Annotated in this window: 21 protein-coding genes and 6 tRNA genes; 24 read left to right on the top strand and 3 right to left on the bottom strand. The window is 54.1% G+C overall.

Annotated elements, in window-relative coordinates; all coding sequences use genetic code 11:
• Window positions 1-91: 91 nt before the first annotated feature.
• The 14 genes from recA (at window position 92) to K0I63_RS06230 (ending at window position 10,222) form a co-directional block, all read left to right on the top strand.
• Complete coding sequence (gene recA, locus K0I63_RS06165; protein WP_011865017.1) at window positions 92-1,153, top strand: recombinase RecA; 1,062 nt, start codon at window positions 92-94, stop codon at window positions 1,151-1,153.
• Window positions 1,154-1,248: 95 nt separating this feature from the next.
• The gene (gene recX, locus K0I63_RS06170; RefSeq protein ID WP_220082878.1) at window positions 1,249-1,701 is read left to right on the top strand and encodes a recombination regulator RecX; all 453 of its coding nucleotides are present in this window, start codon (window positions 1,249-1,251) and stop codon (window positions 1,699-1,701) included.
• Between the two features lie 243 nt (window positions 1,702-1,944).
• On the top strand, window positions 1,945-4,569 hold the full coding sequence (gene alaS, locus K0I63_RS06175) for an alanine--tRNA ligase (RefSeq protein ID WP_220082879.1): 2,625 nt from the start codon (window positions 1,945-1,947) through the stop codon (window positions 4,567-4,569).
• Window positions 4,570-4,875: 306 nt separating this feature from the next.
• Window positions 4,876-5,073, top strand: coding sequence for a carbon storage regulator CsrA (csrA, locus tag K0I63_RS06180; protein ID WP_011865020.1), 198 nt, complete (start codon window positions 4,876-4,878; stop codon window positions 5,071-5,073).
• Between the two features lie 213 nt (window positions 5,074-5,286).
• Window positions 5,287-5,378: transfer RNA gene (locus K0I63_RS06185), tRNA-Ser, on the top strand.
• Between the two features lie 21 nt (window positions 5,379-5,399).
• Window positions 5,400-5,476 (top strand) — tRNA-Arg (locus K0I63_RS06190).
• Between the two features lie 37 nt (window positions 5,477-5,513).
• A tRNA-Arg gene (locus K0I63_RS06195) sits at window positions 5,514-5,590 on the top strand.
• 25 nt (window positions 5,591-5,615) lie between these two features.
• Window positions 5,616-5,692 (top strand) — tRNA-Arg (locus K0I63_RS06200).
• A gap of 53 nt (window positions 5,693-5,745) precedes the next feature.
• A tRNA-Arg gene (locus K0I63_RS06205) sits at window positions 5,746-5,822 on the top strand.
• Window positions 5,823-5,830: 8 nt separating this feature from the next.
• Window positions 5,831-5,922 (top strand) — tRNA-Ser (locus K0I63_RS06210).
• A 545-nt stretch (window positions 5,923-6,467) separates the two neighbouring features.
• Window positions 6,468-6,707, top strand: coding sequence for an OadG family protein (locus K0I63_RS06215; protein ID WP_258406185.1), 240 nt, complete (start codon window positions 6,468-6,470; stop codon window positions 6,705-6,707).
• Window positions 6,708-6,726: 19 nt separating this feature from the next.
• The gene (gene oadA / locus K0I63_RS06220) at window positions 6,727-8,532 is read left to right on the top strand and encodes a sodium-extruding oxaloacetate decarboxylase subunit alpha (protein ID WP_220082880.1); all 1,806 of its coding nucleotides are present in this window, start codon (window positions 6,727-6,729) and stop codon (window positions 8,530-8,532) included.
• 8 nt (window positions 8,533-8,540) lie between these two features.
• Window positions 8,541-9,674: a sodium ion-translocating decarboxylase subunit beta gene (locus K0I63_RS06225; RefSeq protein ID WP_220044658.1), complete on the top strand. Its 1,134-nt coding sequence runs from the start codon at window positions 8,541-8,543 to the stop codon at window positions 9,672-9,674.
• A gap of 362 nt (window positions 9,675-10,036) precedes the next feature.
• Complete coding sequence (locus K0I63_RS06230; protein WP_011865024.1) at window positions 10,037-10,222, top strand: hypothetical protein; 186 nt, start codon at window positions 10,037-10,039, stop codon at window positions 10,220-10,222.
• A gap of 29 nt (window positions 10,223-10,251) precedes the next feature.
• Here K0I63_RS06230 and K0I63_RS06235 read toward each other — a convergent pair whose 3' ends face one another.
• The gene (locus tag K0I63_RS06235; RefSeq protein WP_011865025.1) at window positions 10,252-10,437 is read right to left on the bottom strand and encodes a hypothetical protein; all 186 of its coding nucleotides are present in this window, start codon (window positions 10,435-10,437) and stop codon (window positions 10,252-10,254) included.
• Window positions 10,438-10,568: 131 nt separating this feature from the next.
• Entirely contained in the window at window positions 10,569-11,819 is a 1,251-nt protein-coding gene (locus K0I63_RS06240) for a dicarboxylate/amino acid:cation symporter (RefSeq protein ID WP_220082881.1), read from the bottom strand.
• 277 nt (window positions 11,820-12,096) lie between these two features.
• On the opposite strand from K0I63_RS06240, the gene K0I63_RS06245 reads away from it, so the two are divergent.
• From K0I63_RS06245 to K0I63_RS06280, 8 genes are all read left to right on the top strand, one after another.
• Window positions 12,097-12,519: a YqaA family protein gene (locus K0I63_RS06245; RefSeq protein WP_220082882.1), complete on the top strand. Its 423-nt coding sequence runs from the start codon at window positions 12,097-12,099 to the stop codon at window positions 12,517-12,519.
• 86 nt (window positions 12,520-12,605) lie between these two features.
• On the top strand, window positions 12,606-15,440 hold the full coding sequence (locus K0I63_RS06250) for a M16 family metallopeptidase (protein ID WP_220082883.1): 2,835 nt from the start codon (window positions 12,606-12,608) through the stop codon (window positions 15,438-15,440).
• Between the two features lie 180 nt (window positions 15,441-15,620).
• On the top strand, window positions 15,621-17,210 hold the full coding sequence (gene gshA / locus K0I63_RS06255) for a glutamate--cysteine ligase (protein WP_220082884.1): 1,590 nt from the start codon (window positions 15,621-15,623) through the stop codon (window positions 17,208-17,210).
• A 2-nt stretch (window positions 17,211-17,212) separates the two neighbouring features.
• Window positions 17,213-17,653, top strand: coding sequence for a hypothetical protein (locus K0I63_RS06260; RefSeq protein WP_220082885.1), 441 nt, complete (start codon window positions 17,213-17,215; stop codon window positions 17,651-17,653).
• A gap of 98 nt (window positions 17,654-17,751) precedes the next feature.
• A complete protein-coding gene (locus K0I63_RS06265; RefSeq protein WP_220082886.1) occupies window positions 17,752-18,369 on the top strand; it encodes a transglycosylase SLT domain-containing protein in 618 nt (205 codons plus the stop codon).
• A gap of 308 nt (window positions 18,370-18,677) precedes the next feature.
• Window positions 18,678-19,187, top strand: a complete 510-nt coding sequence (gene purE, locus K0I63_RS06270; protein WP_041510500.1) for a 5-(carboxyamino)imidazole ribonucleotide mutase — start codon at window positions 18,678-18,680, stop codon at window positions 19,185-19,187.
• Window positions 19,188-19,646: 459 nt separating this feature from the next.
• Window positions 19,647-20,195 carry a sigma-70 family RNA polymerase sigma factor gene (locus tag K0I63_RS06275; RefSeq protein WP_220083382.1) on the top strand — a complete coding sequence of 183 codons (549 nt, stop codon included), beginning with the start codon at window positions 19,647-19,649 and terminating at the stop codon, window positions 20,193-20,195.
• Complete coding sequence (locus K0I63_RS06280; RefSeq protein WP_220082887.1) at window positions 20,195-20,998, top strand: hypothetical protein; 804 nt, start codon at window positions 20,195-20,197, stop codon at window positions 20,996-20,998. Before K0I63_RS06275 ends, K0I63_RS06280 begins: the two co-directional genes overlap by 1 nt.
• Window positions 20,999-21,048: 50 nt before the next feature.
• Here K0I63_RS06280 and K0I63_RS06285 read toward each other — a convergent pair whose 3' ends face one another.
• The gene (locus K0I63_RS06285) at window positions 21,049-21,492 is read right to left on the bottom strand and encodes a hypothetical protein (protein WP_258406950.1); all 444 of its coding nucleotides are present in this window, start codon (window positions 21,490-21,492) and stop codon (window positions 21,049-21,051) included.
• Between the two features lie 147 nt (window positions 21,493-21,639).
• On the opposite strand from K0I63_RS06285, the gene K0I63_RS06290 reads away from it, so the two are divergent.
• Both K0I63_RS06290 and K0I63_RS06295 read left to right on the top strand, forming a co-directional pair.
• On the top strand, window positions 21,640-24,954 hold the full coding sequence (locus tag K0I63_RS06290; protein WP_220082889.1) for a S41 family peptidase: 3,315 nt from the start codon (window positions 21,640-21,642) through the stop codon (window positions 24,952-24,954).
• 205 nt (window positions 24,955-25,159) lie between these two features.
• Entirely contained in the window at window positions 25,160-26,059 is a 900-nt protein-coding gene (locus tag K0I63_RS06295; RefSeq protein ID WP_220082890.1) for a porin family protein, read from the top strand.
• Window positions 26,060-26,076 lie beyond the last annotated feature (17 nt).

Consider the following 26,076-nt stretch of genomic DNA (forward strand, 5'->3'; position numbering starts at 1 on the left):
GAGACAGCCTAAAGCGATGCAGAAACCGTCTGCGGGCTTTAACTTAACGGATACCCCACAGCGCAGCGTCTGTGATTGAGAGGAAAGCAGAATGAAGATTGATGCGAATAAAGAGAAAGCCCTGAGCGCGGTCCTTGGCCAGATTGAGAAGCAGTTTGGTAAAGGCTCTATCATGAAGCTAGGTGAAAACCGCTCTATGGATGTTGAGACTATCTCAACGGGTTCTCTGTCGCTTGACGTTGCATTGGGTGCAGGCGGTCTGCCACTGGGGCGTATCGTTGAGATCTATGGCCCTGAATCTTCGGGTAAGACCACTCTGACACTGGAAGTGATTGCTGCTGCCCAGCGTGAAGGTAAGGTTTGTGCATTCATCGACGCCGAGCACGCGCTGGATCCTATCTATGCACAAAAACTCGGTGTGGATATCGATAACCTGCTGTGTTCTCAGCCAGATACCGGTGAGCAGGCGCTTGAGATCTGTGACGCTCTGACTCGCTCTGGTGCCGTCGACGTGATCATCGTCGACTCGGTTGCCGCCCTGACGCCTAAGGCGGAAATTGAGGGTGAGATCGGTGATTCTCACATGGGTCTTGCGGCGCGTATGATGAGTCAGGCGATGCGTAAGCTAGCGGGTAACCTGAAGCAATCTAACACCTTGCTGATCTTCATCAACCAGATCCGTATGAAGATAGGCGTGATGTTCGGTAACCCTGAGACCACTACCGGTGGTAACGCGCTTAAGTTCTACGCCTCTGTTCGTCTGGATATTCGTCGCACCGGCGCCATCAAGGACCGTGAAGAGGTCATTGGTAACGAGACTCGCGTTAAGGTGGTGAAGAACAAGATTGCCGCGCCATTCAAACAGGCAGAGTTCCAGATCCTTTATGGTGAAGGTATTAACCGTACCGGTGAGTTGGTAGACCTTGGCGTGATGCACAAGCTGATTGAAAAGTCAGGCGCCTGGTATAGCTACAAGGGTGACAAGATTGGCCAGGGCCGTGCCAATGCCGGTAAATACCTGGTAGAGAACCCAGAGATTGGCGCCGAAATCGACCAGGCGTTACGCGCCATGTTGCTGGGCGGTGGTCAAGCGGTGGCTCAGTCGGCCACAGGCGATGAGAACGTCGACCTGGAAACCGGTGAAGTATTTTAAGCTCGCCGAGTCAACTAAGCCTTTCCTTAAGACTCTGGCTTTGTAATGGCTAGGTTTCGTAATGGCTCTGGCTTTGTAATGACTATGGTTTCTCAATGACGATGTCGGCGATGCAAGTCGCGGTGGGCCTGCTGGCTCGCCGCGATTATTCCCGCTATCAGATAAAGAGTAAGCTGAACCAGAAAGGCTTTGCTGACGGTGAGATAGAGGCTGTTCTTGGTCAATGTGAAAGCCAAGGATATCTCGATGATGCCAGGTTTGCCGGGCTCTTGTTGCGCTCTCATATTGCTAAAGGCCATGGTCAGAATAAGATACGCCAATCTATGTCCCAAAAGGGGCTGACCAAAGAGATTATCGAGTCTAGCCTCAATCAGAGTGACTGCGACTGGTTCGAGCTAGCAAGACAGAAGGCTGCTAAGAAATATGCCACTAGCGGCCCCATCCAAGATCAGAAAGAGCGCGCCAAACGAGTGCGTTATCTTCTCTCCCAAGGCTTTGGCTTCGATCAGGTCGCCTATGCCTTAGAGGTCGACCCAGACTTAGATTAATACCGCGTCTATATTCGGGCTTATGCTGGGTTCTAGTCCACTATCCTGATTTCGCTTTATCTTCTTCCGCGCGCTACCGCTATAAGACCCAATGGAAACTTAGCCTTTTTAGGCTTTCTTTGGGGATCCTCGGCTAAACCTCTGGTTGTTCATCTATAGACTGCTTATAATGCTGGGCTAACTGAGCATCGTCGGTGAGCCTTTTGCTTTCATCGCTAAAATAATCAAATTCAGGATGATTTCATGTATCAAACCACTGCAGCGCTGAGAAGTGCTTTCTTGGAGTTTTTCCGCAGAAACGGTCACCAGGTTGTGGACAGCAGTTCACTGGTACCTGGCAATGATCCCACCTTGCTATTTACCAACGCAGGGATGAACCAATTTAAAGATGTTTTCCTTGGGGAAGACAAGCGCGACTACAGCCGCGCCACCACGGCACAGCGCTGCGTGCGCGCCGGTGGTAAGCACAACGACCTGGATAATGTCGGTTACACCGCACGTCACCACACCTTCTTCGAAATGCTGGGTAACTTCAGCTTCGGTGATTATTTCAAGCAAGATGCGATTCGCTTCGCCTGGACCTTCCTGACCGAAGAACTCAAGCTGCCAAAAGAGCGCCTGTGTGTCACCGTCTATGAGACAGACGATGAAGCCTTCGAGATCTGGAACAAAGAGATTGGCGTCGCGGCCGAGAACATCATCCGCATCGGCGATAATAAGGGCGCCGCATTCGCCTCTGATAACTTCTGGCAGATGGGCGATACCGGTCCTTGTGGCCCTTGTACCGAGATCTTCTACGATCACGGCGAGCACATCTGGGGCGGCCGTCCCGGCACACCGGAAGAAGATGGTGACCGCTTCATCGAGATCTGGAACATAGTCTTCATGCAGTATAACCGTCAAGCCGACGGCACCATGGATCCACTGCCTAAGCCTTCTGTCGATACCGGTATGGGCATCGAGCGTATCGCCGCTATCATGCAGGGTGTGCACTCAAACTATGAGATCGATATCTTCCAGTCACTGATCAAGAAGACCGCCGAGATCCTCGGCGTGACCGATCTGGAGAACAAGTCGCTGCGCGTAGTCGCCGACCATATCCGTTCTTGCGCCTTCTTGGTGGCCGATGGTGTGATGCCATCAAACGAGGGCCGTGGTTACGTATTGCGCCGCATCATCCGCCGCGCCGTGCGTCATGGTAATAAGCTAGGGGCTACCGAGGCCTTCTTCTACAAGCTGGTGCCTACACTGATCGAAGTGATGGGCGATGCGGCTAAAGAGCTGGTGGCGACCCAGGCGATCGTCGAAAAGGCGCTTAAGGCGGAAGAGGAGCAGTTTGCTCGTACTCTGGAGCGTGGTCTTGGTATTCTCGATAATGCCCTGAGCCAGCTAGAGGGTAAGGAGCTTGACGGTGAGACCGCCTTTAAGCTGTACGACACCTATGGTTTCCCGGTTGATTTGACGGCTGACGTCTGCCGTGAGCGTGATATCACGGTCGATGAAGCTGGCTTCGAGGCGGCCATGGCCGAGCAGCGCAGTCGCGCCCAGGCGGCGGGGCAGTTCGATACCGATTACAACGATAGCCTGAAGATCGATGCCGAAACCGAGTTTTGCGGTTATAGCGACCTTAATGGCGAAGCCAAGGTCATCGGCCTCTATGTCGATGGTCAGGCGGTCGACGCGCTAGCCGAAGGCGACCAAGGTGTGGTGGTACTCGATAGCACGCCATTCTACGGTGAGTCAGGTGGCCAGTGTGGCGACAAGGGCCAGCTGAGCGCAGAAGGTGTCGAGTTCGAGGTGAAGGACACGCAAAAATATGGTCAGGCAATGGGCCATATCGGTCTGGTCAAGGCCGGCAGTATCGCTATGGGTCAAACCCTTAACGCGGCAGTGGACAAGAAGCTCAGACATCGCACCGAGTTGAACCACTCTGTGACTCACTTGCTACACGCCGCGCTGCGTCAGGTGCTGGGTACTCACGTGAGCCAGAAGGGCTCTCTGGTTGAGCCTGAGCGTCTGCGTTTCGACTTCTCTCACTTCGAAGCGGTTAAGCGTGAAGAGCTTAAGCAGGTCGAAGATCTGGTTAACACTCAGATCCGTCGCAACCACGAGCTGAAGGCCGAGGTGATGGATATCGACCAGGCGAAAGAGAAAGGCGCCATGGCCTTGTTTGGTGAGAAATATGACTCACAGGTTCGCGTGGTGACCATGGGTGACTTCTCTATCGAGCTGTGTGGTGGTACTCATGTGGGTCGCACTGGCGATATCGGTCTGTTTAAGATCACCTCTGAAGGCGGTATCGCAGCCGGTATCCGTCGTATCGAGGCGGTCACAGGAGCCGCAGCAATTGCCTATGTGGGTGAGCAGCAGGCGCAGCTTGAACAAGCCGCCGCGCTACTTAAGGGCGACAGCGCCTCGGTAGTGGCTAAGCTTAAGGCTCAGTTGGATAAGACTAAGCAGCTTGAGAAAGAGCTATCTCAGCTTAAAGACAAGCTAGCGGCCGCGACCAGCGCCGACCTAGCTGGTGAGGCTCAGGAGCTTGCTGGCGTTAAGGTACTGGTTAAGTTGCTCGAAGGCGTCGAAGCAGGTGCACTGCGTGGCCTGCAGGATGAGCTGAAGCAGAAGCTGCAATCTGGCATAGTTGTGCTTGGCATCGCCGGAGATGCCAAGGTGAACCTGATTGCCGGCGTCACCAAAGACTTGACCGGTAAGGTCAAGGCCGGTGAGCTGGTGGCCATGGTGGCTGCTCAGGTGGGCGGTAAGGGCGGTGGACGCCCAGACATGGCCCAGGCCGGTGGCAGCGAGCCAGAGAAGTTAGCGGGCGCACTAGATTCTGTTATCCCTTGGTTGTCAGAACGTTTGGCCTAAGTTACCTCAATAGAAAAAAGCGCTCCATGAGCGCTTTTTTTGTGCCATATTGATTGAAGCTTAAGCTGAGGTACAGTTTAAAGTGTTAAATTTAATGCTGGTTTAACTGACTGCCATTACTATCTTGGTTATCTGTCATGCCTGATCCCGATAAATCAGCGATGTGCGGCACATTTAAACGAATTAACATGCAATAAAAGGGTGTTTTTTATCAGAACACTATTAATTTGTACTAAGCTGACCGTATAATAAGGTCATAACGGAATAATGCCGTATAAGCAGAATTAGGAACTAAAGGAGCAAAAAATGCTGATATTGACTCGTCGTGTTGGTGAAACACTGATGATTGGTGATGAAGTTACTGTCACCGTTTTAGGCGTAAAGGGTAATCAAGTTCGTATTGGTGTTAATGCACCAAAAGAAGTTTCAGTTCATCGTGAAGAGATTTATCAGCGTATTCAGTCTGAAAAGTCAGGTAGCTCTTCTGAAGGCGGCAATTTTTAAGCGATAGATTTAACCGGCGTTACACTATAAGAGTCAGCAAGTTTGCTGGCTTTTTTGTTTTTGGCTGACAGCTTTTTAACCATAACGGCGACATAGCATACAGGCGCTTAGGGGAAATAGGGATAACTGCTTAAAAACAGCTCAAACAGAATTTGTTTAGGAGAAATGGTTTGACTTATTTTCTTCAAACAGTAATATGTGCGCCAAGAAAACGGAGAGGTGGCCGAGTGGCCGAAGGCGCTCCCCTGCTAAGGGAGTATGGGCTTTATCTCCCATCGAGGGTTCGAATCCCTCCTTCTCCGCCATTTCTTAACTGACAAAACAGGGCGCGTGTAGCTCAGCTGGATAGAGTACCTGGCTACGAACCAGGCGGTCAGAGGTTCGAATCCTCTCACGCGTACCATTTGTTTTTCAGTAAAAGTAGGTTATAGATATAAGATGCGCGTGTAGCTCAGCTGGATAGAGTACCTGGCTACGAACCAGGCGGTCAGAGGTTCGAATCCTCTCACGCGTACCATCTCCTAACTTACCTAAAATTCTGTGCGCGTGTAGCTCAGCTGGATAGAGTACCTGGCTACGAACCAGGCGGTCAGAGGTTCGAATCCTCTCACGCGTACCACATTTAAAAATCGACGGTTTTGGCCGTCGTTTTGTTTGAAAGCCTAGAATTTTGCGCGTGTAGCTCAGCTGGATAGAGTACCTGGCTACGAACCAGGCGGTCAGAGGTTCGAATCCTCTCACGCGTACCATTTTAGACGGAGAGGTGGCCGAGTGGCCGAAGGCGCTCCCCTGCTAAGGGAGTATGGGCTTTATCTCCCATCGAGGGTTCGAATCCCTCCTTCTCCGCCATTATTAAAACCCGCAACCTAAGTTGCGGGTTTTTTTATGCCTGTTTCCCCATGTCGTTCGAAGTTCAACGCTCAAAAACTCAAAGTTTAACGTCATCTGGCTCATGCCTAAGCCAATCCCGCTCATCTCTCAATATTACCGCGCTTATTGCCTAGGCAGATTGCATAATCTTGCATATCACTCTCGATCTCGTTCGTTTTCGTGAATTCAATTTTCAAGCAGATTAGAGCTTTTTAATCTAATTCTAGATTTGATGGCTAATTTTTTATGTGATCGTCAAAAATAGTCGCCATTTATTGTGAAATAACCGAAAGCCCCTTATCAATTAGTCGTAATTTGGTAAGACCAATTTACAAGGTGCTCGCCTTTTTGTTATAGATTGGTTAAGGTTTCCTGGCTAAAGGCGATCTTTTTGCGCCTCAATCGACGACACCTGTCATGTCACCTGTCGATTTTAATGCGTATTACCTGAATAAATAGCATGTCCTGCGGCTAGGCCGTAAGTCTGATGTGCTCGATTAACCTGAGAGGATAGTATGGATTCAATGGCTCAACAGATAATGGAAGCACTGATGATCATGGTGCTGGGTATGGGGTTGGTGTTTATCTTCCTAACTATACTCATTGGGGTCGTTAATCTGGTGGCCTGGAAATGTGCGCCTAAACCTAATCTCGCACCACTAGCCGAAGCGAGCGAAGCGCAAGTTTCACGCTTTCCTGGCGTCGACCCTAAGATGGTCGCCGTGATCACCGCCGCCGTCCATCAATATCGCGCCAAAGCATAAATAGAAGTAGGGAGTTTTTATGAGCAAGCCACTTGCATTAACCGACGTCGTCCTGCGCGACGCGCATCAATCGATTCTTGCCACGCGTCTTCGTATCGACGACATGCTTCCTATCGCCCCCTTACTCGACAAGGTGGGCTTCTGGTCGCTGGAATCCTGGGGCGGTGCTACTTTTGACGCCTGTATTCGCTATCTGGGGGAGGATCCCTGGGAGCGCATTCGCGAGCTTAAGAAGGCCATGCCCAATACGCCGCAGCAGATGCTGCTTAGAGGGCAGAACCTGCTGGGCTATCGCCACTATGGTGACGACCTGGTGCACAGGTTTGTTGAGCGTGCGCATCAAAATGGTGTGGATGTGTTCCGTATCTTCGATGCCATGAATGACGTGCGTAACCTGGAGACGGCGGTTAAGTCTGTGGTCGAGGTGGGCGGTCACGCCCAGGGCACTATCTCCTACACCATAAGTCCGGTACACACCTTAGAGACTTGGGTGGACATGGCTAAGCGTCTTGAAGATATGGGCTGTCACTCGCTCTGTATCAAAGATATGGCCGGTCTGCTCAAGCCTTTCGATGCCTTCGATCTCATCAGCCAGCTCAAGGCGCAGACCAACCTGATCATCTCTATGCAGTGCCACGCCACTACGGGCCTGAGTACGGCGACCTATCAAAAGGCGATTGAGGCTGGCATCGACGTGCTCGACACCGCTATCTCTTCGATGAGCCAAACCTATGGTCATAGCGCTACCGAGACCTTGGTGGCCATGGTGGAAGATACCGACAGGGCCACGGGTTACGACATGGCGCTGCTCGAGCAGATCGCCGCCTATTTCAGAGAGGTGCGTAAGAAATATGTCGCCTTCGAGGGGGAGCTCAAGGGGATCGATTCGCGTATTCTGCGCGCCCAGGTACCAGGTGGCATGCTCACTAACATGGAGAATCAACTAAGAGAGCAGGGCGCCGCCGACAAGTTGGATCTTGTGCTCGAAGAGATCCCTAAGGTGCGTGAAGATCTTGGCTTTATTCCGCTGGTTACTCCGACATCACAGATCGTCGGTACCCAGGCGGTGATCAACGTGCTCACAGGTGAGCGTTATAAGTCGCTCACCAAGGAAACCGAAGGTGTGCTCAAGGGCGAGTATGGCGCCACGCCTGCGCCGGTAAATAGTGAGCTGCAGGCTCGTGTGCTGGCCGGCGCTGAGGCGATCTGCTGTCGCCCCGCAGACCTGCTGCCCGCCGAGCTGGACAGCCTGAGGACCGAGCTGAGCGAGAAGGCCGCCAGTGAGCAGATAAGCCTGGCAGCTGAGCTGGACGATGATGTCTTGACCTACGCGCTCTTCCCGCAGATCGGCCTTAAGTTCCTCAAGAACCGTGATAATCCGGATGCGTTCGAGCCTAAGCCAGAGGCACCTCAAGCCAAAACTCAAGCAGCGACTGCAAGCGAGCCAGCTAGCGCGCGTCAGCCACAGGGCAAGGAGACCTATACGGTCAATGTTCAGGGCCAGAGTTTCGTGGTGGAGGTCTCTCCCGGCGGCGATATCAGTCAGATAGTGCCGAGCGAGAATGTGGTGCCCTTTGCGGCGCCAGAGCCTGCCGCGCCTGTGGTCGGCGAAGGCTCTCCCATGAACGCTCCCTTGTCGGGCAACATCTTCAAGGTGAATGTGCAGCCAGGGGATGCCGTCAAGGCGGGAGATGTGGTGATCATCCTCGAGGCGATGAAGATGGAGACAGAGATCCGCGCCGAATCCGATGGCGTAGTCGCCAAGGTGTGGGTTAAAGAAGGCGACTCTGTTGCCGTTGGCAATCAATTGCTTGCCATTGCATAGGAGCTAAGATGGACGGATTAATCGCCTTTTGGGCCGAGTCGGGTATTGCTAACTTTACCGGCGGCCAATTGTTGATGATGGCAGTGGGGGCACTCTTGCTCTATCTCGCCATCGCCAGAGGTTTCGAGCCGCTGCTGCTCTTGCCTATTGGTTTTGGCGCCATACTGGCCAACATTCCCAACGGGGGCTTCACCGAAGAGGGCGGTATGCTCTATTACGCCTACCATGTGGGGATAGAAACCGGGGTCTTCCCCTTGCTGATCTTCATGGGGGTCGGTGCCCTGACCGATTTTGGGGCCCTTATTGCCAACCCTAAGATGTTGTTGCTGGGGGCGGCGGCGCAGTTTGGGATCTTCGCCACCCTAATCGGTGCCATCGCCCTTAACGCCGTGCCGGGCTTCGAGTTCACCATGAAGGATGCGGCGGCCATCGCCATCATTGGCGGCGCCGATGGCCCGACGGCCATCTTCCTCGCCTCCAAGCTGGCGCCTGAGCTGCTCGGTGCCATCGCGGTCGCGGCCTACTCCTACATGGCGCTGGTGCCCATCATTCAGCCGCCTATTATGAAGCTGCTGACCACTGAGGCCGAGCGTCAGATCAAAATGGAGCAGCTGCGTGAGGTGAGTAAGCTTGAGAAGATCATCTTCCCGCTGGCGGTGCTGGGGCTGACCATTCTCTTTCTGCCGGCGGCGACGCCTCTGGTGGGCATGTTCTGTCTGGGCAACCTGATGCGTGAATCAGGCGTGGTCGATAGACTCTCCAACACGGCGCAAAATGAGCTGATCAACATAGTGACTATCTTCTTGGGTCTGGCGGTGGGCTCTAAGCTCTCGGCCGATAAGTTCCTGCAGCTGGAAACTTTGGGCATCCTGGTGCTGGGGGCGGTGGCCTTTGGTATTGGCACCGCGGCCGGCGTGCTGATGGCGAAGCTGATGAGCAAGCTGTCTGGCGGTAAGATCAATCCGCTGATAGGCGCCGCCGGCGTCTCGGCCGTGCCTATGGCCGCTCGCGTGGTTAACAAGGTGGGCCTGCAGGCCAATCAGCAAAACTTCCTCTTGATGCACGCCATGGGGCCGAACGTGGCTGGTGTGCTGGGCTCTGCGGTCGCCGCCGGTGTCTTGCTTGCGGTACTGGGTGGCTAGTTAAAGCTGATTACATGCACGTTGAGCTGATGAAGCGGTCGACAGTTGTGTCGGCCGTTTTTTTGACTAAGTATTTGGCTGGGTATTCTAGGACGGTATTTAAGTGCTGTTTTTAGGTTCAGTTGCTGAGCCCTGTCGTTAACTCCTGTTGTAAAGCCAGCCTTTATTAAGAGCCAACGGGTTTCCTCCGCAAGACAGCTTTCTCAAAGACAACTATCCATTCGGCTTCCCTTAATCAAGCTAATGCTAAAGCGCTTGATGCAGATCAACGCCTGGGTTGCCGATTTAGTGTCTTATAGTGTGATACAGCTCTCAATACGTCTGTTTTGGTGAGCCATGACCCAATTAGTGAGGAGTAGACGATGGAATTACGACCCAATTGCTATACCGATATCTGTGTGAACGGTAAATGGTTTCATTATGACCACGGCGATCATTCGGTATTTATGTTAAACGGCGGCGATCCGTTGACCTTCGAGTTGAGCGAGCTGCCGACTACTGAAGCCGAGCTCGAGGCACATCTGGCGACTTTCACCCAGCAGGGGTAATTTCACTTTGCAGGGTTACAGACATTGAGTTAACCGCGCAGGTTTTGCCCGGCGGTGAGCCAGAGTAGAAAGCCGAGTGAGAGCATGAGGGTAGCGCTGATCGCTATGATGTAGATAAAGCCCTTCTTGCCTTGTTTCAGTGGCACGCCGTTGAGATAGAGAAACAGCGCCCAGAACAAACTTAAGATGATTGGCAGTAAAAACAGGCGAGCCATGGCGGTTAATTGATACCTTATTGCTGGGTGCAGTTATTATATGATTTAAACTTACTATTTCAGATTTAACAAGCAATTAGCAATAAAAAAGCCGCATTAAGCGGCTTCTTTTTTATCGGGCGGAACTGAGATTAGCTGGCAACCTCAGGGGCGTCAGCGTCTTCATTGCGATAGAACTGCTCCTGGTCGAGTTGACCCTCAGACTTGCCGACCACCACGGCCGTCATCATGTCGCCGGTCACGTTAGTCGCGGTACGTATCATGTCGATCACCCTGTCGATTGAGGCGATAAAGGCGATGCCTTCGAGGGGCAAACCTACCACGCCCAGGGTGACAGAGAGCATCACCATGGCGCTACCCGGCACGCCTGCCGTACCCACAGAGGCCACAGTGGCGGTAACGGCGATCAGCATGTAGTCGGTCATCTCCAGCGGGATGCCATAGATCTGCGCGATGAAAATGGCCGCGATGGCCGGGTAGATACCGCCACAGCCGTCCATGTTCATGGTGGCGCCTAGTGGCAGCACGAAGGCGCCATATTTCTTCGATACGCCCATGGTCTCAGTGGCACGGGTGCTGGCGGGCAGGGTGCCGAAGCTAGACGCCGTGGTGAAGGCAACCAGCTGGGCTGGCATCGCCTTCCTGAAGAACTGCACCGCACTCAGGCCGGCGCCAAATCTGACCAGGCCGCCATAGACGAAGATCATGTGGATCAGCGCGGCGATATAGATGGCGCCGATAAACTTGCCCAGCGGCAACAGGGTAGAGAGACCATATTCACCTACTACCCAGGCCATAAGGCCGAATACACCGATAGGGGTCAGTTGCAGTACCATGCGGGTCAGTTGGAACATCACTTCGGCGCCCGCTTCTATGGTGCGTTTGAGCGGCTCGGCCTTCTCACCAATCTTGTTGATGGCGATGCCGACTAAGGCGGCGAAGACGATGATCTGTAGCACCTTGCCTTCGGCCAGGGAGGCAAAAGGATTGACCGGGATCATGTCCAGCAGTACCTGTGCAAAGCCTGGCACGTTACGCTCGCGCACCTCTGTGGTGGCGAGTTCTAGCGAGCCGCCCATGTCGATCAGCGAGCCGATCGCCAGGCCGATAAGCGAGGCTATGGTGCCGGTCAGCATGAACATGGCCAGGGTCTTGATACTCAGGCGCTTGAGGCTAACATCATTACCCAGAGAGGTGATGCTGACGACGATGGCGCAGAAGATTAGCGGCGCAACCAACATCTTGATTGCCGCGATAAAGAGGTCGCCCAGCGGCTTGAGTTGGGTTGCCTGCTCGCCTAGGACAACGCCCAGGCCAACCCCTAAGATGAAACCGGCGAGAACCTTCTGCCAAAAGGGGATCTGTTTAATTGTTTGCCACATGGGATCTATTCCAAATTTATTAAGTCGTTATTGTGGATGGCGTTTCGAATCAAAAATGAATTGCTTGTTCTAGCATGAGCCATCCAGGTATTTCAACCTTAGCGAGTGAGCCAGATATTGTATCTGGCTGATGCCTTGCTTACCAAAGCGATTTTGTTATAACTTATTGTGATATAAGAGTTTGTTTTAATAAGATTAAATTTTTACTTTTAGGTAACATGATCACCTTGAAAACAGCACACATAAAAATTTACTTTTTTTCATTAGGTAAGGGATCATGACGGCGTTATGGTTGATCTTTAGCGGCGCCTTTTTAGCCGCCACCTTGTTACCGGGTGGATCTGAGGTACTGCTGGCGGCGCTGATCAATCAGGCGCCCGAGACCTGGGTCTCCCTAGTGGTCATGGCGACCCTGGGCAACACCTTAGGGTCTCTGACCAGTTACTATCTTGGCGCCCTGGGGCGTTTCGCCAAGACGCCCGAGGAGATGGCCAGCGGCCGTTATCGCCATGGGCTACAGCTCATCGAGCGTTATGGTTACTGGAGCCTGCTGCTCGCCTGGGCGCCGCTCATCGGCGATATCTTATGCCTGCTGGCAGGCTGGCTAAGGATGCCACTGGTCAAGTCCAGCATAATGATTTTTATAGGGAAAGGAGTGCGCTATCTGCTGGTTGCGGCGTTGGCGTTACATTGGTTGTAAGCGGTGTGGTCTTTTGGGACGAACTTATTTTGTCAAAAGCTGTCTCGATAAAGGCAGGCCTCACTGTTTCAAATTAGGAGCAAAGAATGAAAAAATGGATATTGGCTGCGGCGATCTCGGCCGCGCTAAGCGCCTGTGCCAACGCACCGACAAACGTGGCGTTGCCTCAGGGCGTTTCGCTGATCGAAAATGTGGCCCTGGCCGAGTCGGGCGTCGGCATTCCCTACAAGAAATATCAACTGGCCAACGGCCTGACGGTGATCCTGCATCAGGATCATTCCGATCCTCTGGTGCATGTGGATGTCACCTATCATGTGGGCTCGGCAAGAGAGCTACCAGGACGCTCGGGATTTGCGCACCTGTTTGAACACATGATGTTTCAGGGCTCAGAGCATGTGGGCGACGAGCAGCACTTCAAGACGGTAACTGAAGCCGGTGGCACACTTAACGGCACCACCAACACAGACCGCACCAACTATTTCGAGACTGTGCCCAGCAATCAACTAGAGAAGATGCTCTGGCTGGAGTCGGATCGCATGGGGTACTTCTTGCCCGCGCTGACCGACAACAAGTTCGAGGTGCAGCGCGAGACGGTGAAGAACGAGCGCGCCCAGCGTATCGACAATCAGCCCTATGGCCGCATGAACGAGCGCTTCAATCAGGCCTTCTACCCCAGCGGACATCAGTATTCCTGGCCCGTCATCGGCTGGCCAGATGATCTCAATCGTGCCCAGCTCGATGACGTGAAACACTTCTTCCAGCGTTGGTACGGCCCGAACAACGCCACACTCACCATAGGCGGCGATTTCGACGAGATGCAGACCCTGGCCTGGGTGAACAAATATTTTGGTGAGATCCCAAGAGGCCCAGAGGTGAAGCCTGAGGCCAAGACGCTGGTCACGTTAGATAAGACCCGCTACATCTCCATGGAAGACAGGGTGCACCTGCCGCTGCTGCGCATGGCATTTCCAACCGTCTACGCCAGCCACGAAGATGAAGCGGCGCTGGATCTGCTTGCCAACATCATCGGCGGCGGACCTACCTCGCTGGTGTACAAGAATTTAGTTAAAGATGGCTATGCTGTGCAGGCCGGTGTGAGCCACCCTTGTCAGGAGCTGGCCTGTCAGTTCTCTATCTATGCCCTAGCGAACCCTGCCCGAGGTGGTCAACTGGCGGATGTCGAGCGTCGTATTCGCGAGTCTATCGCCGAATTTGAACAGCGCGGGGTGACAGATGACGACCTGCAGAAGGTGAAGGTGCAGTTTGAGGCAAACACCATCTTCGGCTTGCAAAGCGTCAAGGGCAAGGTATCGACCCTGGCCCTGAATCAGACCTTCTTCGGTAATCCCGATATGATAGCCCACGATCTTAAGCGCTACGCCAACGTCACCAAGGAAGATGTGATGCGGGTGTTTAACACTTACATCAAGGGCAAGCCGTCTGTGGTGATGAGTGTGGTGCCTCAGGGACAACAGCAGCTGATCGCCCACGAAGATAACTTTGTGGCGCCTGCGCCGCGGGTGGCCGCCGAAGCCGTGACCGGCATGGTTGATGTGGCAAAGGCTGGTAGTAGCTTCGATCGCAGCGTGATGCCGAGTGCCCAACAGGCACCTGTTATCACGGCGCCAAGCCTGTGGACTGATAAGCTGGCTAACGGCATAGAGGTGATGGGCACAGAGAGCGATGAGACGCCAACCGTCGAGCTGCTCATCTATCTTAACGGCGGTCATCGCCTGGCTGACGTGAAGCAGGCGGGTTTGGCCGGCCTGACCGCGGCTATGCTGAACGAATCCAGCGACAAGCGCAGCACTGAAGAGCTGGCCCAGGCGCTGGAGATGCTCGGCAGCAGCGTCAGTTTCGGCAGCAGCATCTATCAGAGCTACATCAAGGTCTCGGCCCTGACCTCGCATCTGGATGAGACCTTGGCGATCGTCGAGGAGAAGCTGTTCCATCCTGGCTTTAAAGAGAGCGATTTTGCCCGGGTGCAGCAACAACACCTGCAGAGCCTGCAGCACATGCAGTCGGACCCTAACTATGTCGCCGACAGTCAGTTCGATGCCTTGCTCTACGGCAAAGACACCGCCCTTGGGGTGAGTGAGATGGGCACGCCTGCTAGCGTGTCGCAGTTGACCCTGGATGATGTCAAAGCCTTCTACAACAAGCAGTTCCGCGCCGGAAACGCCCAGATAGTGGCCGTGACTAACCTGTCCAAGGCCCAGCTGATGCCTAAGCTGAAGGGGCTGGCTCAGTGGCAAGGGGAGGCGACACCGCTGCCGAGTCTGGCCGCCATGCCAAACCTCGATGCTGGCACCGTCTATATCCTGGATAAGCCGGGCGCGGCCCAGTCGGTGATCAAAATTGGCAAGCGCGCCATGCCCTATGACGCCACCGGTGAGTTCTTCAAGTCTTACTTGATGAACTACCCGCTCGGCGGCGCCTTTAACAGTCGCATCAACCTCAACCTGCGTGAAGACAAGGGCTACACCTATGGTGCCCGCAGTTACTTCAGCGGCGGCAGCGAGCTTGGCCTGTTCGAGGCTTCGGCCAGCGTGCGCAGCGATGTCACAGCCAAGGCGCTGACTGAGTTTGCCAAGGAGATCAACGCCTATCAGGCAGAGGGAATGACAGATAAAGAACTGGCCTTCCTGCGCAGCTCTATCTCTCAGGGGCAGGCACTGGATTATGAGACGCCATACCAGAAGGCAGGCTTCATGCGTAAGATCCAGCGCTACAAGCTTGCCGCCGATTACACCCAGCAGCAGGCCGATATCATCAAGGCCGTTGGCAAGGATGAGCTGAATCAGCTGGCGAAGGAGAAGCTGAACCTGGACAAGATGATAGTGCTGATTGTCGGCGATAGGGCGAAGATCGAACAAGAGATTAAAGCCCTGGGCTACCGGGTGAAAAATTTGCAGTTGTAATCTGTAGGTTGCGCCCCAATATAGGCCCTAGCGGTGAGCATTAACTCTGCTCACCGCTTTATTTTTTCCCTTGCCAAGGATCTAGCACAGCAGCTATTTTGTGGTGATGGCGAAAGCAAACGCGCTTTTTGCAGGTCTGACTTGCAAGGCAAACGGTTGAAGCAATGAGAGACGAAGAATTTGAACTCTTTCGATGAAGTGATAGGCCTACTCGACAACGAGCAGGGAAGCGCCGCACTGGCAGGTATGCAACGAGGTATCGAGCGCGAAGCATTGCGTATTGAGCCAAATGGTCATCTGGCCATGGATAAACATCCAAAGGCACTCGGTTCGGCACTGACCCATTCGCGGATCACCACTGACTACAGCGAATCCCTGTTAGAGTTTATCACCCCCGTCTATCAAGATATCTCAGCCTTGCTGACGGATCTTACTCAGACCCATGCCTTTTCGGTAAGGCACCTGGGTCAGCAGCAACTTTGGCCTGTGAGCATGCCCTGTTATGTCGGCGATGTAGCCGATATCCCCATTGCCGATTATGGCAGCTCCAATACCGGGCAGCTAAAGCGTCTGTACCGCAAGGGCCTCACCTATCGCTATGGCGCCCAGATGCAGATCATCTCTGGCGTGCACTTTAATTTTTCCGTATCAGATGCCCTGTGGGAGTTACTCTACCAAGCCTCGGATAAACGCCTGAGCAAAGGCGATTTCATCTCTGAATCCTATTTTGGATTGATCCGTAACTACCGCCGTCTGGTATGGGTATTGCCATATCTGTTTGGCGCCTCACCGGCGCTGTGTGGCTCCTTCATCAAAGATCAACAGACAGATCTCGCCTTCGAGAAATTAGGCAAAGGCACCCTCTATCTGCCCTATGCCACCTCGCTGCGCATGAGCGATCTGGGTTACACCAACAAGGAGCAGGAGCGACTCAACATCAGCTACAACTCTCTGGCTGAGTACCTCGAGGGGATCAATGCGGCGATCAAGATGCCATCGGCTCATTTCGAGAAGATCGGCGTCAAGGTCGACGGCGAGTTCCGTCAGTTAAATGCCAACGTGCTACAAATTGAAAACGAGTTCTACTCGCCCATTCGGGCTAAGCGGGTAACCCTCGCCGGCGAGAAGCCTTCTCAGGCCTTGGCCCGCGCCGGGGTCGAATATATCGAGGTGCGTGCACTGGACGTCAACCCCTTCAGCCCTGTGGGGATAGATGCCGATCAGGTGCGTTTCCTGGACCTCTTCCTGCTGCACTGCCTGTTGACGCCATCGCCAAAGAGCGATGCAACAGATGAGGCCGCCATCGGCGCTAACCTAAGTAAGGTGATCACCCGTGGCCGTGAGCCTGGATTGACCCTTAATCGTGGGGGCGAGCAAGTCACGCTACAGGCCTGGCTCGAGTCTCTGTTTGGAGAGCTAAACACTTTGGCTAAGCTGCTCGATGGTGAGGGGCAGGATTATCAAGACAGCCTAGCCCATTGGCTCGAGGCGGTGCGGGACCCGGCCAAGACGCTATCTGGCCGCGTGATGTCGGCACTATTGGCCGAGGGGATAGATCATAGCCAGTGGGTGAAATCCCTGGCGAAAGACTATTACCATGCGCTGCGTGAGTATCCGCTGACGCCTGAGGTTGAGGCGGCCTATGAGGCGGCGGCCGAGCAATCCTTGGCGGCCCAGGCCAAGCTCGAGGCGGAATCAGTGCAGGATTTCGAGCAGTATCTTGCCGACTATTTTGCCGAGGCGCCCGCGCCGGTAGAGCAAGTGGTATAAGCATGAAGGCTCGCGCTATTGGTGCAGGTATTGGTCTGCTGACAATGTCTATGTTGTCGGGCTGCGCCTCCGGGCCCGACAATGAGTCACTGTGCGCGACCGTGTCTGGCTATCAGATGCCGGATGAATCTCAGGGCTTGTACCGTGCCGTGGTGACCCATCTCAATGGTAAGCCTGTGATCTCAAGACCCAACTATCGCCTCGCGCCGGGGGAGTATCAATTCACCCTGGCCGAACTCATCGACTCGCCGCGACTCAAGGTGAAGCTTGCGGCGCGCCAGACCAAGACACTGACGCTGCATCTGGAGGCGAATCAGCGCTATCACCTGGCGGCTCAGTTTAATCAGGACAAGATCTATCGTGGCCTGGATACCGACTACTGGCAACCCGTGGTGTGGGCCCAGGAGTCTCATGAGTGTGAGTTCCTCAACGAATCAAACTAATGGGTTGATAGCATGGGGTAAATTTGCCGCCTAGCGATTGCTTCTGTAAAGCAAGGATGTGAAACTAGCCCAATGTGTTTAATGTTTTCGGTCTGTTGATGAGAAAGATTTCCTTAACTTTACTTGCGGTTAGCTTCCTGTCATTGGGGGGCTGCGCCACCTCACCGCCAGAGGATCCTGAAAACCTCTGCGCCATCTATCAAGAGAATCGAGACTGGTATGAGGCCGCGGTCGATACCCGCGAGAAGTGGGGCGTGCCGGTACATGTGCCCCTGGCCATGATGTATCAGGAGAGCTCCTTCAAACACAATGCGGCGCCGCCGATGGAGTACTTCTTGGGCTTTATCCCCATCGGCCGTGCCAGTGACGCCTATGGCTACGCCCAGGCTAAGACGCTGACCTGGGATGACTATGTGCGCGAGACTGGCAACTCCTGGTCGAGCCGCAGCAACTTTGACGATGCCATGGATTTCATGGGCTGGTTTATCTACAAGACCCACAAGATCAATGGGGTTTCCAAGTGGGATGCCCGCAATCAATATCTCAACTATCACGAGGGGTGGGGCGGTTATAAGCGTGGTACCTACAGGCAGAAGCCTTGGCTGATCAAGGTGGCCGATAAGGTCGACAAGCGCTCTAAGCGTTATGCCGCCCAGTACCGCAGCTGTCAGGAAGACCTAGACTCCTCCTGGTTGTGGCGTCTCTTCTTCGGTTAACCCTAGATGTGGGTTTCGTTAGCTTTTTAAGCTGCACGCGAAGCCCAAATAAAGCGCTTGTTGTCTCGTTCAGGTGCTCACTCGAGCCGTTATTCCCTCTTTGTTCCTCGAAATATTGCCTATCTTAAACTCAAGAACTCACTGTTTTTATCAGCGCACAATAACTAGCGGTTATTTTGAGGCTAAGTCAATGCTGCTTAAGCCTTTTTGTTCTACTTAGGTTAATCCCGGCGATCACTGTTATCTGCATTTAAAAATGACTATAATGCGCGCAAAACAATAGCCTTACCCTACAAAAAGGATAAAAGATGACTAAGCCATTTGTTGCCGTACTCATGGGATCGGATTCTGATCTCCCAACAATGCAAGCCACCTTAGATGTACTTAAAACTTTCGGTATTCAATACGAAGCCAAGGTGACCTCGGCGCACCGTACGCCTGCGGCGACCCACGCTTACGTTCACGATGCCGAAGAGCGTGGTTGTAAGGTCTTTATCTGCGCGGCGGGTCTGGCGGCTCACCTGGCAGGTGCCGTAGCCGGTATCACCACACGTCCAGTTATCGGTGTGCCAGTAGATTGCGGTCCACTACAGGGCCACGACGCTCTGCTATCGACAGTGATGATGCCTGGCGGCGTGCCTGTGGCTACCGTAGCTATCGGCAGTGCGGGTGCAAAGAACGCGGGTTACCTGGCGGCGCAGATGCTGGCCGTTGGTGATGACGCCCTGGCACTAGCGGTAAAAGAAGAGCGCGCCAAGTCGGCTGAAGCCGTACAGGCAAAAGATGCCAAGCTACAAGAGAAGCTGGCTAACGCTTAATGCCTGTTTAATGGCTGTTTGATGCCTGTGGGACTTCATCAGCCTGAGACGCCGCCCATTCGGGTGGCGTTTTTTTATCTCGCCTCTCGTCTATCTCTCGCTCATCTCTGATTAAATTTTCTCGTCACTTTTTTAACTGAGGCTTAACCCTTTTTCATTTCCCCAACGTCTATAGCTGTGAAGGGCGCTTTTACCTAATGGCTAGGAAGAATAGCTCGGATGAAAGGCTAGGATGACAGAGGCGTGGGATAGATTTAGTCCTAGGCGCTCGATTCGCCCGAATAGATACCCGTAAATTGCTGAAAAGCGAAGCAACTTGTTGCCAAAGCATGGACAAACCCCGTCGAGGGATGCAGACTCAGCTATTGCATGAGTTTAACGCCGCTCGAGGAGTCGGTATGAGGGAGTCCCAGCGTGGAACAGGTATCTGAAGTAACCGCAGATAGTGATCAAATCCTGATGGCGCAATATGCCCAGGGAGATCAAGGCGCCTTTGAGCAGCTTTATCATAAACACAAGGGTGGCCTGTATCGCTATTTCAAGCGTCAACTAGGCGACAGTGCCTTGGCCGAAGATCTCTATCAAGAGACCTGGAGCCGGGTGATAAAGGCCGCCGCAGGCTATGAGCAGCGCGCCAAGTTTACCACTTGGCTCTATCGCATCGCCCATAACTTGCTGATCGATCATGTCAGGGCGCTGAAACCTGTGGACAGTCTAAGCGCCCCTGCAGGCGAGGAGCAGTCCTTGGAGGCTGTCATCCCCAGCGATGAGAGCGGCCCGGACGGTCGGCTCGAGGATGAGCAGAAGGCCTTGATCTTAAAGCATTGCATCAGCCTTCTGCCCCATGTGCAGAAAGAAGCCTTTCTGCTGAATGTGGAGATGGGATTTTCCGCGGCGGCGATAGGAGAGATCGCCGGGGTTGGCATGGAGGCCACTAAGAGTCGAATTCGTTATGCTAATCAGGCGCTCAAGGCCTGTGTGCAACAAAAAATGGCAGGAGCAGTCTAATGTCAGATGAAAACGATAAAATGCTCTCGGATGCCGAGCTAAAGGCGCTCTATCTGGCTAAGGCCACAGAGCAGCCATCAACAGAGCTGGATGCCCGTATCCTGGCGATGGCCCAGCAACGCTTAAGTGAACATGCTGGCGAAAGCGAGCAGAGCGGGGCAGCCAATGTTATTCAGGTCAGCTTCTGGCGTCGCTATCGCTGGCCGCTGTCATCGGCCGCCTCGGTGCTGCTGTTATCTAGTCTATTGCTGTTGAATCTCAATGGGCCCACGCCCATAAACGATCAAGTCCGGCCCATGCTAGCCAGCGAGCCTCAGGCGATGCGAATGGCAGCGCCGCCCGAGAAGCAAGAGCCGAAAGTGCAGCAAGAGCCGATCGTTCAGCAAGAGGCGAAAGTGCAGCAGGGCCCGAGTGCCCAGGCTGATGCAGCAGATACCGAGCTGGCAAGCCCTCAAGCCGTGCCTATGATGGCGCGTAAAGCGCCTGTTGATCTGAAAACAGAGAACCAGGCCGATGGCCAAGGTGAGCTCGAATCGTTAACGGCGCAGCAAGTCGGTGCTGCTGATCTGGATACCACAACAGATGCAAAGGCAACGACTCAGGCCAAGGCGGTGATATCGGATATTCAGGCGGTGAACCATCTGCAGCAGCTGGTCGATAGCAAGCTGTGGAGTGATGCCGATACCCTGTACCAGAGACTGCTCAAGGAGCGTCCAAGGCTGGAGGATAACAGTCATCCCCAGCATGCGCAGTGGCAAGCGTTAGTGAAGCAGATTAAGGCTCACTCGCAGAGTAAAGAGTGACAGTAACTGAAACAATAGCATTGAAAACGGGGCCTTAGTGCCCCGTTTTGTTATTCAAACCAAGATTTTACCGCATCCCAAATTCCCAGCGAGTGGCCTTCGAACAGATCTATCCCCAACGCGGATTTCAGCAGATAGAGGAGGAGTAACCCCAGGCTCAGGCTGATCAGGATAAGGGCGATGATGACGCCAAACAGCGCCAGGCTGGAGAGACGTTTCTCGCGCCGGGTGAATGCCCGGCGGTTGCGCCCCAGCAGCATCACATAGTAGAAACGCCAGGGGATAAAGGGGATGGAAAAGGTGCCTCGGCTGTCTATGGCGTGTCGCTGCCAGCTGCGTCCCTGCAAGGCGTTATCTATCGCCTCGAGCTGTGCCTGACTATAGCTTGCCGCCAGCGCCTTGGGTTGGCTCGCCAGAAACTGGGCGATGCGCTGACTCTGTTCGCTAGAGGCTGGCGCCTTTTTTGTTACCTTAGTGTCGATATCCTGTCCCATAGCCACCCGAGATAGAAGGAATTTTGGCCTAAGTATAGTTGTACACATTTGCTAATACTTCTTTAGCCACAAATTACTGTAGATTTAAGGAAAGTTTGCTACCTTGTTGCCCCATAAGAATAAATCCGACTTAATTATGGGCGCTTTATGAAACTCTCTCACCTGTTTGCCTGCTGCGCGATCGCCTTGGGCACCGCTTCTTCCGCACCACTTTTTGCCGCTCAAGCTGAAAATGTAAAAGCAGAAAGCCAGGCTACTGAGCAGAACGTCGGCTACTACCGCTCGCCTGCGATTCATGGCGATACCTTGGTGTTTACTGCAGAAGGGGATCTCTGGGTTCAACAATTAGGCGATGCTCAGGCGAGAAGGCTTACCAGCCTGCCGGCGCAGGAGCTCGGGGCAGCTATCTCAAACGATGGCAAGCAGCTTGCCTTTGTCGCTAACTATGAAGGGGCGAGCGAGGTCTATGTCATGCCCATACAGGGCGGCGTCGCCAAGCGAGTCAGTTTCGAAAACAGCCGCGTGCGGGTGCAGGGCTGGACGCCAGATGGCAAGGTGCTCTACGCCACGGATAATGCCTTCGGCCCAGCCAACTATTGGGTGCTGCGCAGCGTCGACCCTAAGAGCCTGACCACGCAAGATCTGCCGCTAGCCGATGCCATCGAAGGCGTGGTGGATAACGCCGGTGAATATGTCTACTTTACCCGCTTCGGTCTGCAAGCCACCGGCGATAACGCTAAGGTTTATCGCGGCGGTGCCAAGGGAGAGCTGTGGCGCTATAAGCTTGGCAGCGACCAGGAGGCCATGCCTTTAACCGCCGAGCATGAAGGCTCAGTGCGCCAGCCAATGCTGTGGCAAAATCGTCTCTATTTCGTCAGCGACAGCAGCGGTAACGATAATATCTGGTCCATGAGCTTAGATGGCAAAGACCTGCGTCAGCTTACTCAGTTTAGTGACTGGCAGGTACGCGGTGCTCGTCTCGAGCAGGGACGTGTGGTGTTCCAGCAGGGCGCCGATATCAAGCTTTATGATATCGCCAGCAATCAGGTGTCGACCCTAGATATTCACCTGACCTCGGATTTTCCTGAGCGCCGAGAGCACTGGGTCAACAAGCCGATGAAATATGCCACCTCCACCAGCCTGGCGCCCAGTGGTGACAAGGTGGTGATCACCGCCCGCAGCCATGTGGCACTGGCGGGCACAGATGGCTCGCGTCTGGTTGAGCTGGCGCTGCCGGGAGACTACCGGGTTCGCGGCGCCGTGATGAGCCCTGATGGCAAGTGGGTCTATGGGATCAGCGATGCCTCGGGCGAGCAGGAGATCTGGCGCTATAGCGCAGATGGCAGCGATGAGGTCAAACAGCTCACCCAAGATGGCAAGGCCCTGCGTATGGCGCTGAGCCTCTCACCCGATGGTCGCTACATTGCCCACGATGATTACAACGGCGACCTCTGGCTCTTGGATCTCAAGAAGGGGCGCAACAGCAAGATATTGACCAATGGTCAGGGACTCGGCCCCTATGGCGATGTGGTCTGGTCGAACGATAGCCGCTTCATCGCCGTCACCAAGGATGAACGAGGTCAGCTAAGACCACAGATAGTGCTCTATTCTCTGGAAGAGGAGAGAGCCGAGGCGCTGACCAGCGACAAGTATGAATCTTTCTCGCCGGCCTTTAGCGATGATGGCCAGTGGCTCTATTTCATCTCTAACCGAGAGTTTAATGCCACCCCAACCTCGCCCTGGGGCGATCGCAACATGGGACCGGTTTTTGACAAGCGCGGGCAGATCTTCGCCCTGGCGCTGACGCCCAAGGCGGTATTCCCCTTCAGCAAGCCTAACGAGTTAAATCAGCCAGCGGCCAAAGAGGAAGAAGCGGCTAAAAAGCCTGCTAAGATCCAGGTTCAGTGGCAGGGGCTCAGCAAGCGTCTGTGGCAGGTGCCGGTCGCCTCTGGCAACTACAGCCAGCTGCAGGTGACCGAGAAGGGGCTTTATATGCTGGCAAATTCTGTCGATGGCGCCCAGGCTCCCAATCTGATGTGGGTCAAGTTCGACCCCCTCGGCCCTAAGGTGGAAACCTTCAGCGAAGATGTCGCCAGCTATGCGCTCTCTGGCGATGGCAGCAAGCTCTTCCTGCGTCGCCACAGTAAAGGCGGCGCAGAGATGCTAATCGTCGATGCGGGCGAATCCCTGCCCAAAGATCTTGCCCATGCCAAGGTACAGACAGAGCAGTGGCAACTGGCGATCTCGCCGCAGCTCGAGTGGCAGCAGATGTTTGAAGATGCCTGGCTGATGCACAGAGATTCCTTCTTCGACAAAAAGATGCGCGGCCTCGACTGGCAGGCGACCAAGGCCAAGTACCAGCCGCTGCTGGCCAGACTGACCGATCGTCAGGAACTGAACGATATCTTCATGCAGATGATGGGCGAGCTTGATGCCTTGCACTCTCAGGTGCGCGGCGGCGATCTGCCGCTAGATCCTAATCAGCCCCAGGGCGCTAACCTGGGTGCCCGCCTGTTACAAACCAAGCAAGGGGTCGAGATAGCCCATATCTATCAAAACGATGCCGAGTTGCCGCAGCAGGCTTCGCCACTGGCCAGAGTCGATGTTGATGCCAAGGTGGGCGACATCATCCTGGCGATCAATGGCAAGCCGGTTGCAAATGTTGCCGATGTGGCCCGCCATCTGCGCAATCAGGCGGACAAGCAGGTGCTGCTAACCCTCAAGCGCGAGGGTAAGACGCTCAAGACCATAGTCTTGCCTGTGGCAAACCGTGTCGATGCCAAACTGAGATACCTGGACTGGGTCAACAACAATAATCAGAAGGTGACTAAGGCGGCAGGCGGTGAGATAGGTTATCTGCACCTGTATGCCATGGGCTCGGGCGATATCGCCAACTTTGCCCGTGAGTTCTACGCCAACATAGAGAAGAAGGGTCTGATCATAGATGTGCGCCGCAACCGTGGCGGCAATATCGACAGCTGGATCATAGAGAAACTGCTGCGCCGCGCCTGGATGTTCTGGCAGCCGACCCAAGGCACGCCGAACACTAACATGCAGCAGACCTTCCGTGGCCATCTGGTGGTGCTAACCGATCAGCTGACCTATTCCGATGGCGAGACTTTCTCAGCCGGTATCAAGGCGTTAGGTCTGGCACCGCTCATCGGTAAGCAGACCGCCGGGGCCGGTGTCTGGCTCTCGGGTCGTAACTCGCTGACCGATAAAGGGATGGCGCGTGTTGCCGAGTATCCTCAGTACGCCATGGACGGACGCTGGATAGTGGAAGGCCGCGGTATCAGCCCAGATATCGAGGTCGACAACCTGCCACATGCCACCTTTAAGGGCGAGGATGCGCAGTTGAATAAGGCGCTGAATTACCTTAAGCAGAAGCTGGAGTTAGAACCTGTGCTACCCATTAAGGCGCAGCCTATGCCAAGCAGCGGGATGGCTCAAGACGTCAAATAACACTTTGATTTGCCCTTAAGTTAACCCAAACCATTTTAGGGGGTTACCGACCAAGCAGTTCCCAGGTCGGTAACCTCCATTTTTATGGGCGGCTGTTGCTGTTTTTTTCTGCTGTATCAGATACAAACTGTAAAAATTGTATTAGCTTATAGGTATGTCGCTGCCATAGTTTAGGTTGCTAGATCGGAATATCAGGAAGGTGAACATGAAAACCACTTATGGAGTTAGCAAAGGTCGCAACGTCACTGGTGCCCTGTTGCGACTGGGCGCTGTATTATTGAGTACGGTTTCCTTAGGTTCAGCACAGTTAGCCCATGCCGAGCAGCAGGGATTTTCCGTTACCCTCGGTGGTTTCTACGCCAACTCAGATTCAGGCATTGTGGTGCAAAACCCAGATCTCGGTAAAGATTTCACCCTAGATTTCGAGAACGATCTGGCCCTGGTCGAGAAGAAGCTCCTGCCCACGCTGGAACTGGCCTACTGGTTCAATGAAGATCACGGCGTCTATCTTGACTGGAAACGACTGGATCGCGAGGCCCGCAATCGCTCCATCTCTAAGCCCTACGAGTATACCGAGGTGAACTCGGGCCAGACCTACCTGGTGCAGGCGGGAGCGGATATCAGCACCATCTTTAACGTGGATATTCTGCGCCTGGGCTATCGCTATAACTTTTACAGTGGCGAGGATGTCGATCTTACCCTGCTTGCCGGTCTGCATATTATGTGGCTCAAGCTGCAGTTTGTGGGGGAAATTGGTGCCTGCGTCGACGACGAGTGCCAGGTGGTGGACGTTAACCCCAAGAGCAATGCCCTTACCGAGGTGACGGCGCCGCTACCCGATCTTGGTCTGCAAGGGCGCTACCGTATCAACGACCGCTGGAGTCTCTCTGGTTGGGCGCAGTATTTCTATGTCAGCCTGGGGGATACCAAGGGGCAATTGTTCGATTTCAGCGCCGGGGTCAATTACCAGCTGAGTGATTCTCTGGATGTGGAGTTGGCTTACAAATATTACAAGATAGACGTCGAGGTCGAGAAAGATCTGGCCGATTTCGATATCTATTATGGTTTCAAAGGCCCAGCTTTGTCGCTGACCTATCAGTTCTAGCCCGTACCGATACTAGC

Source organism: Shewanella rhizosphaerae, assembly GCF_019457655.1.
GTDB lineage: Bacteria > Pseudomonadota > Gammaproteobacteria > Enterobacterales > Shewanellaceae > Shewanella > Shewanella loihica.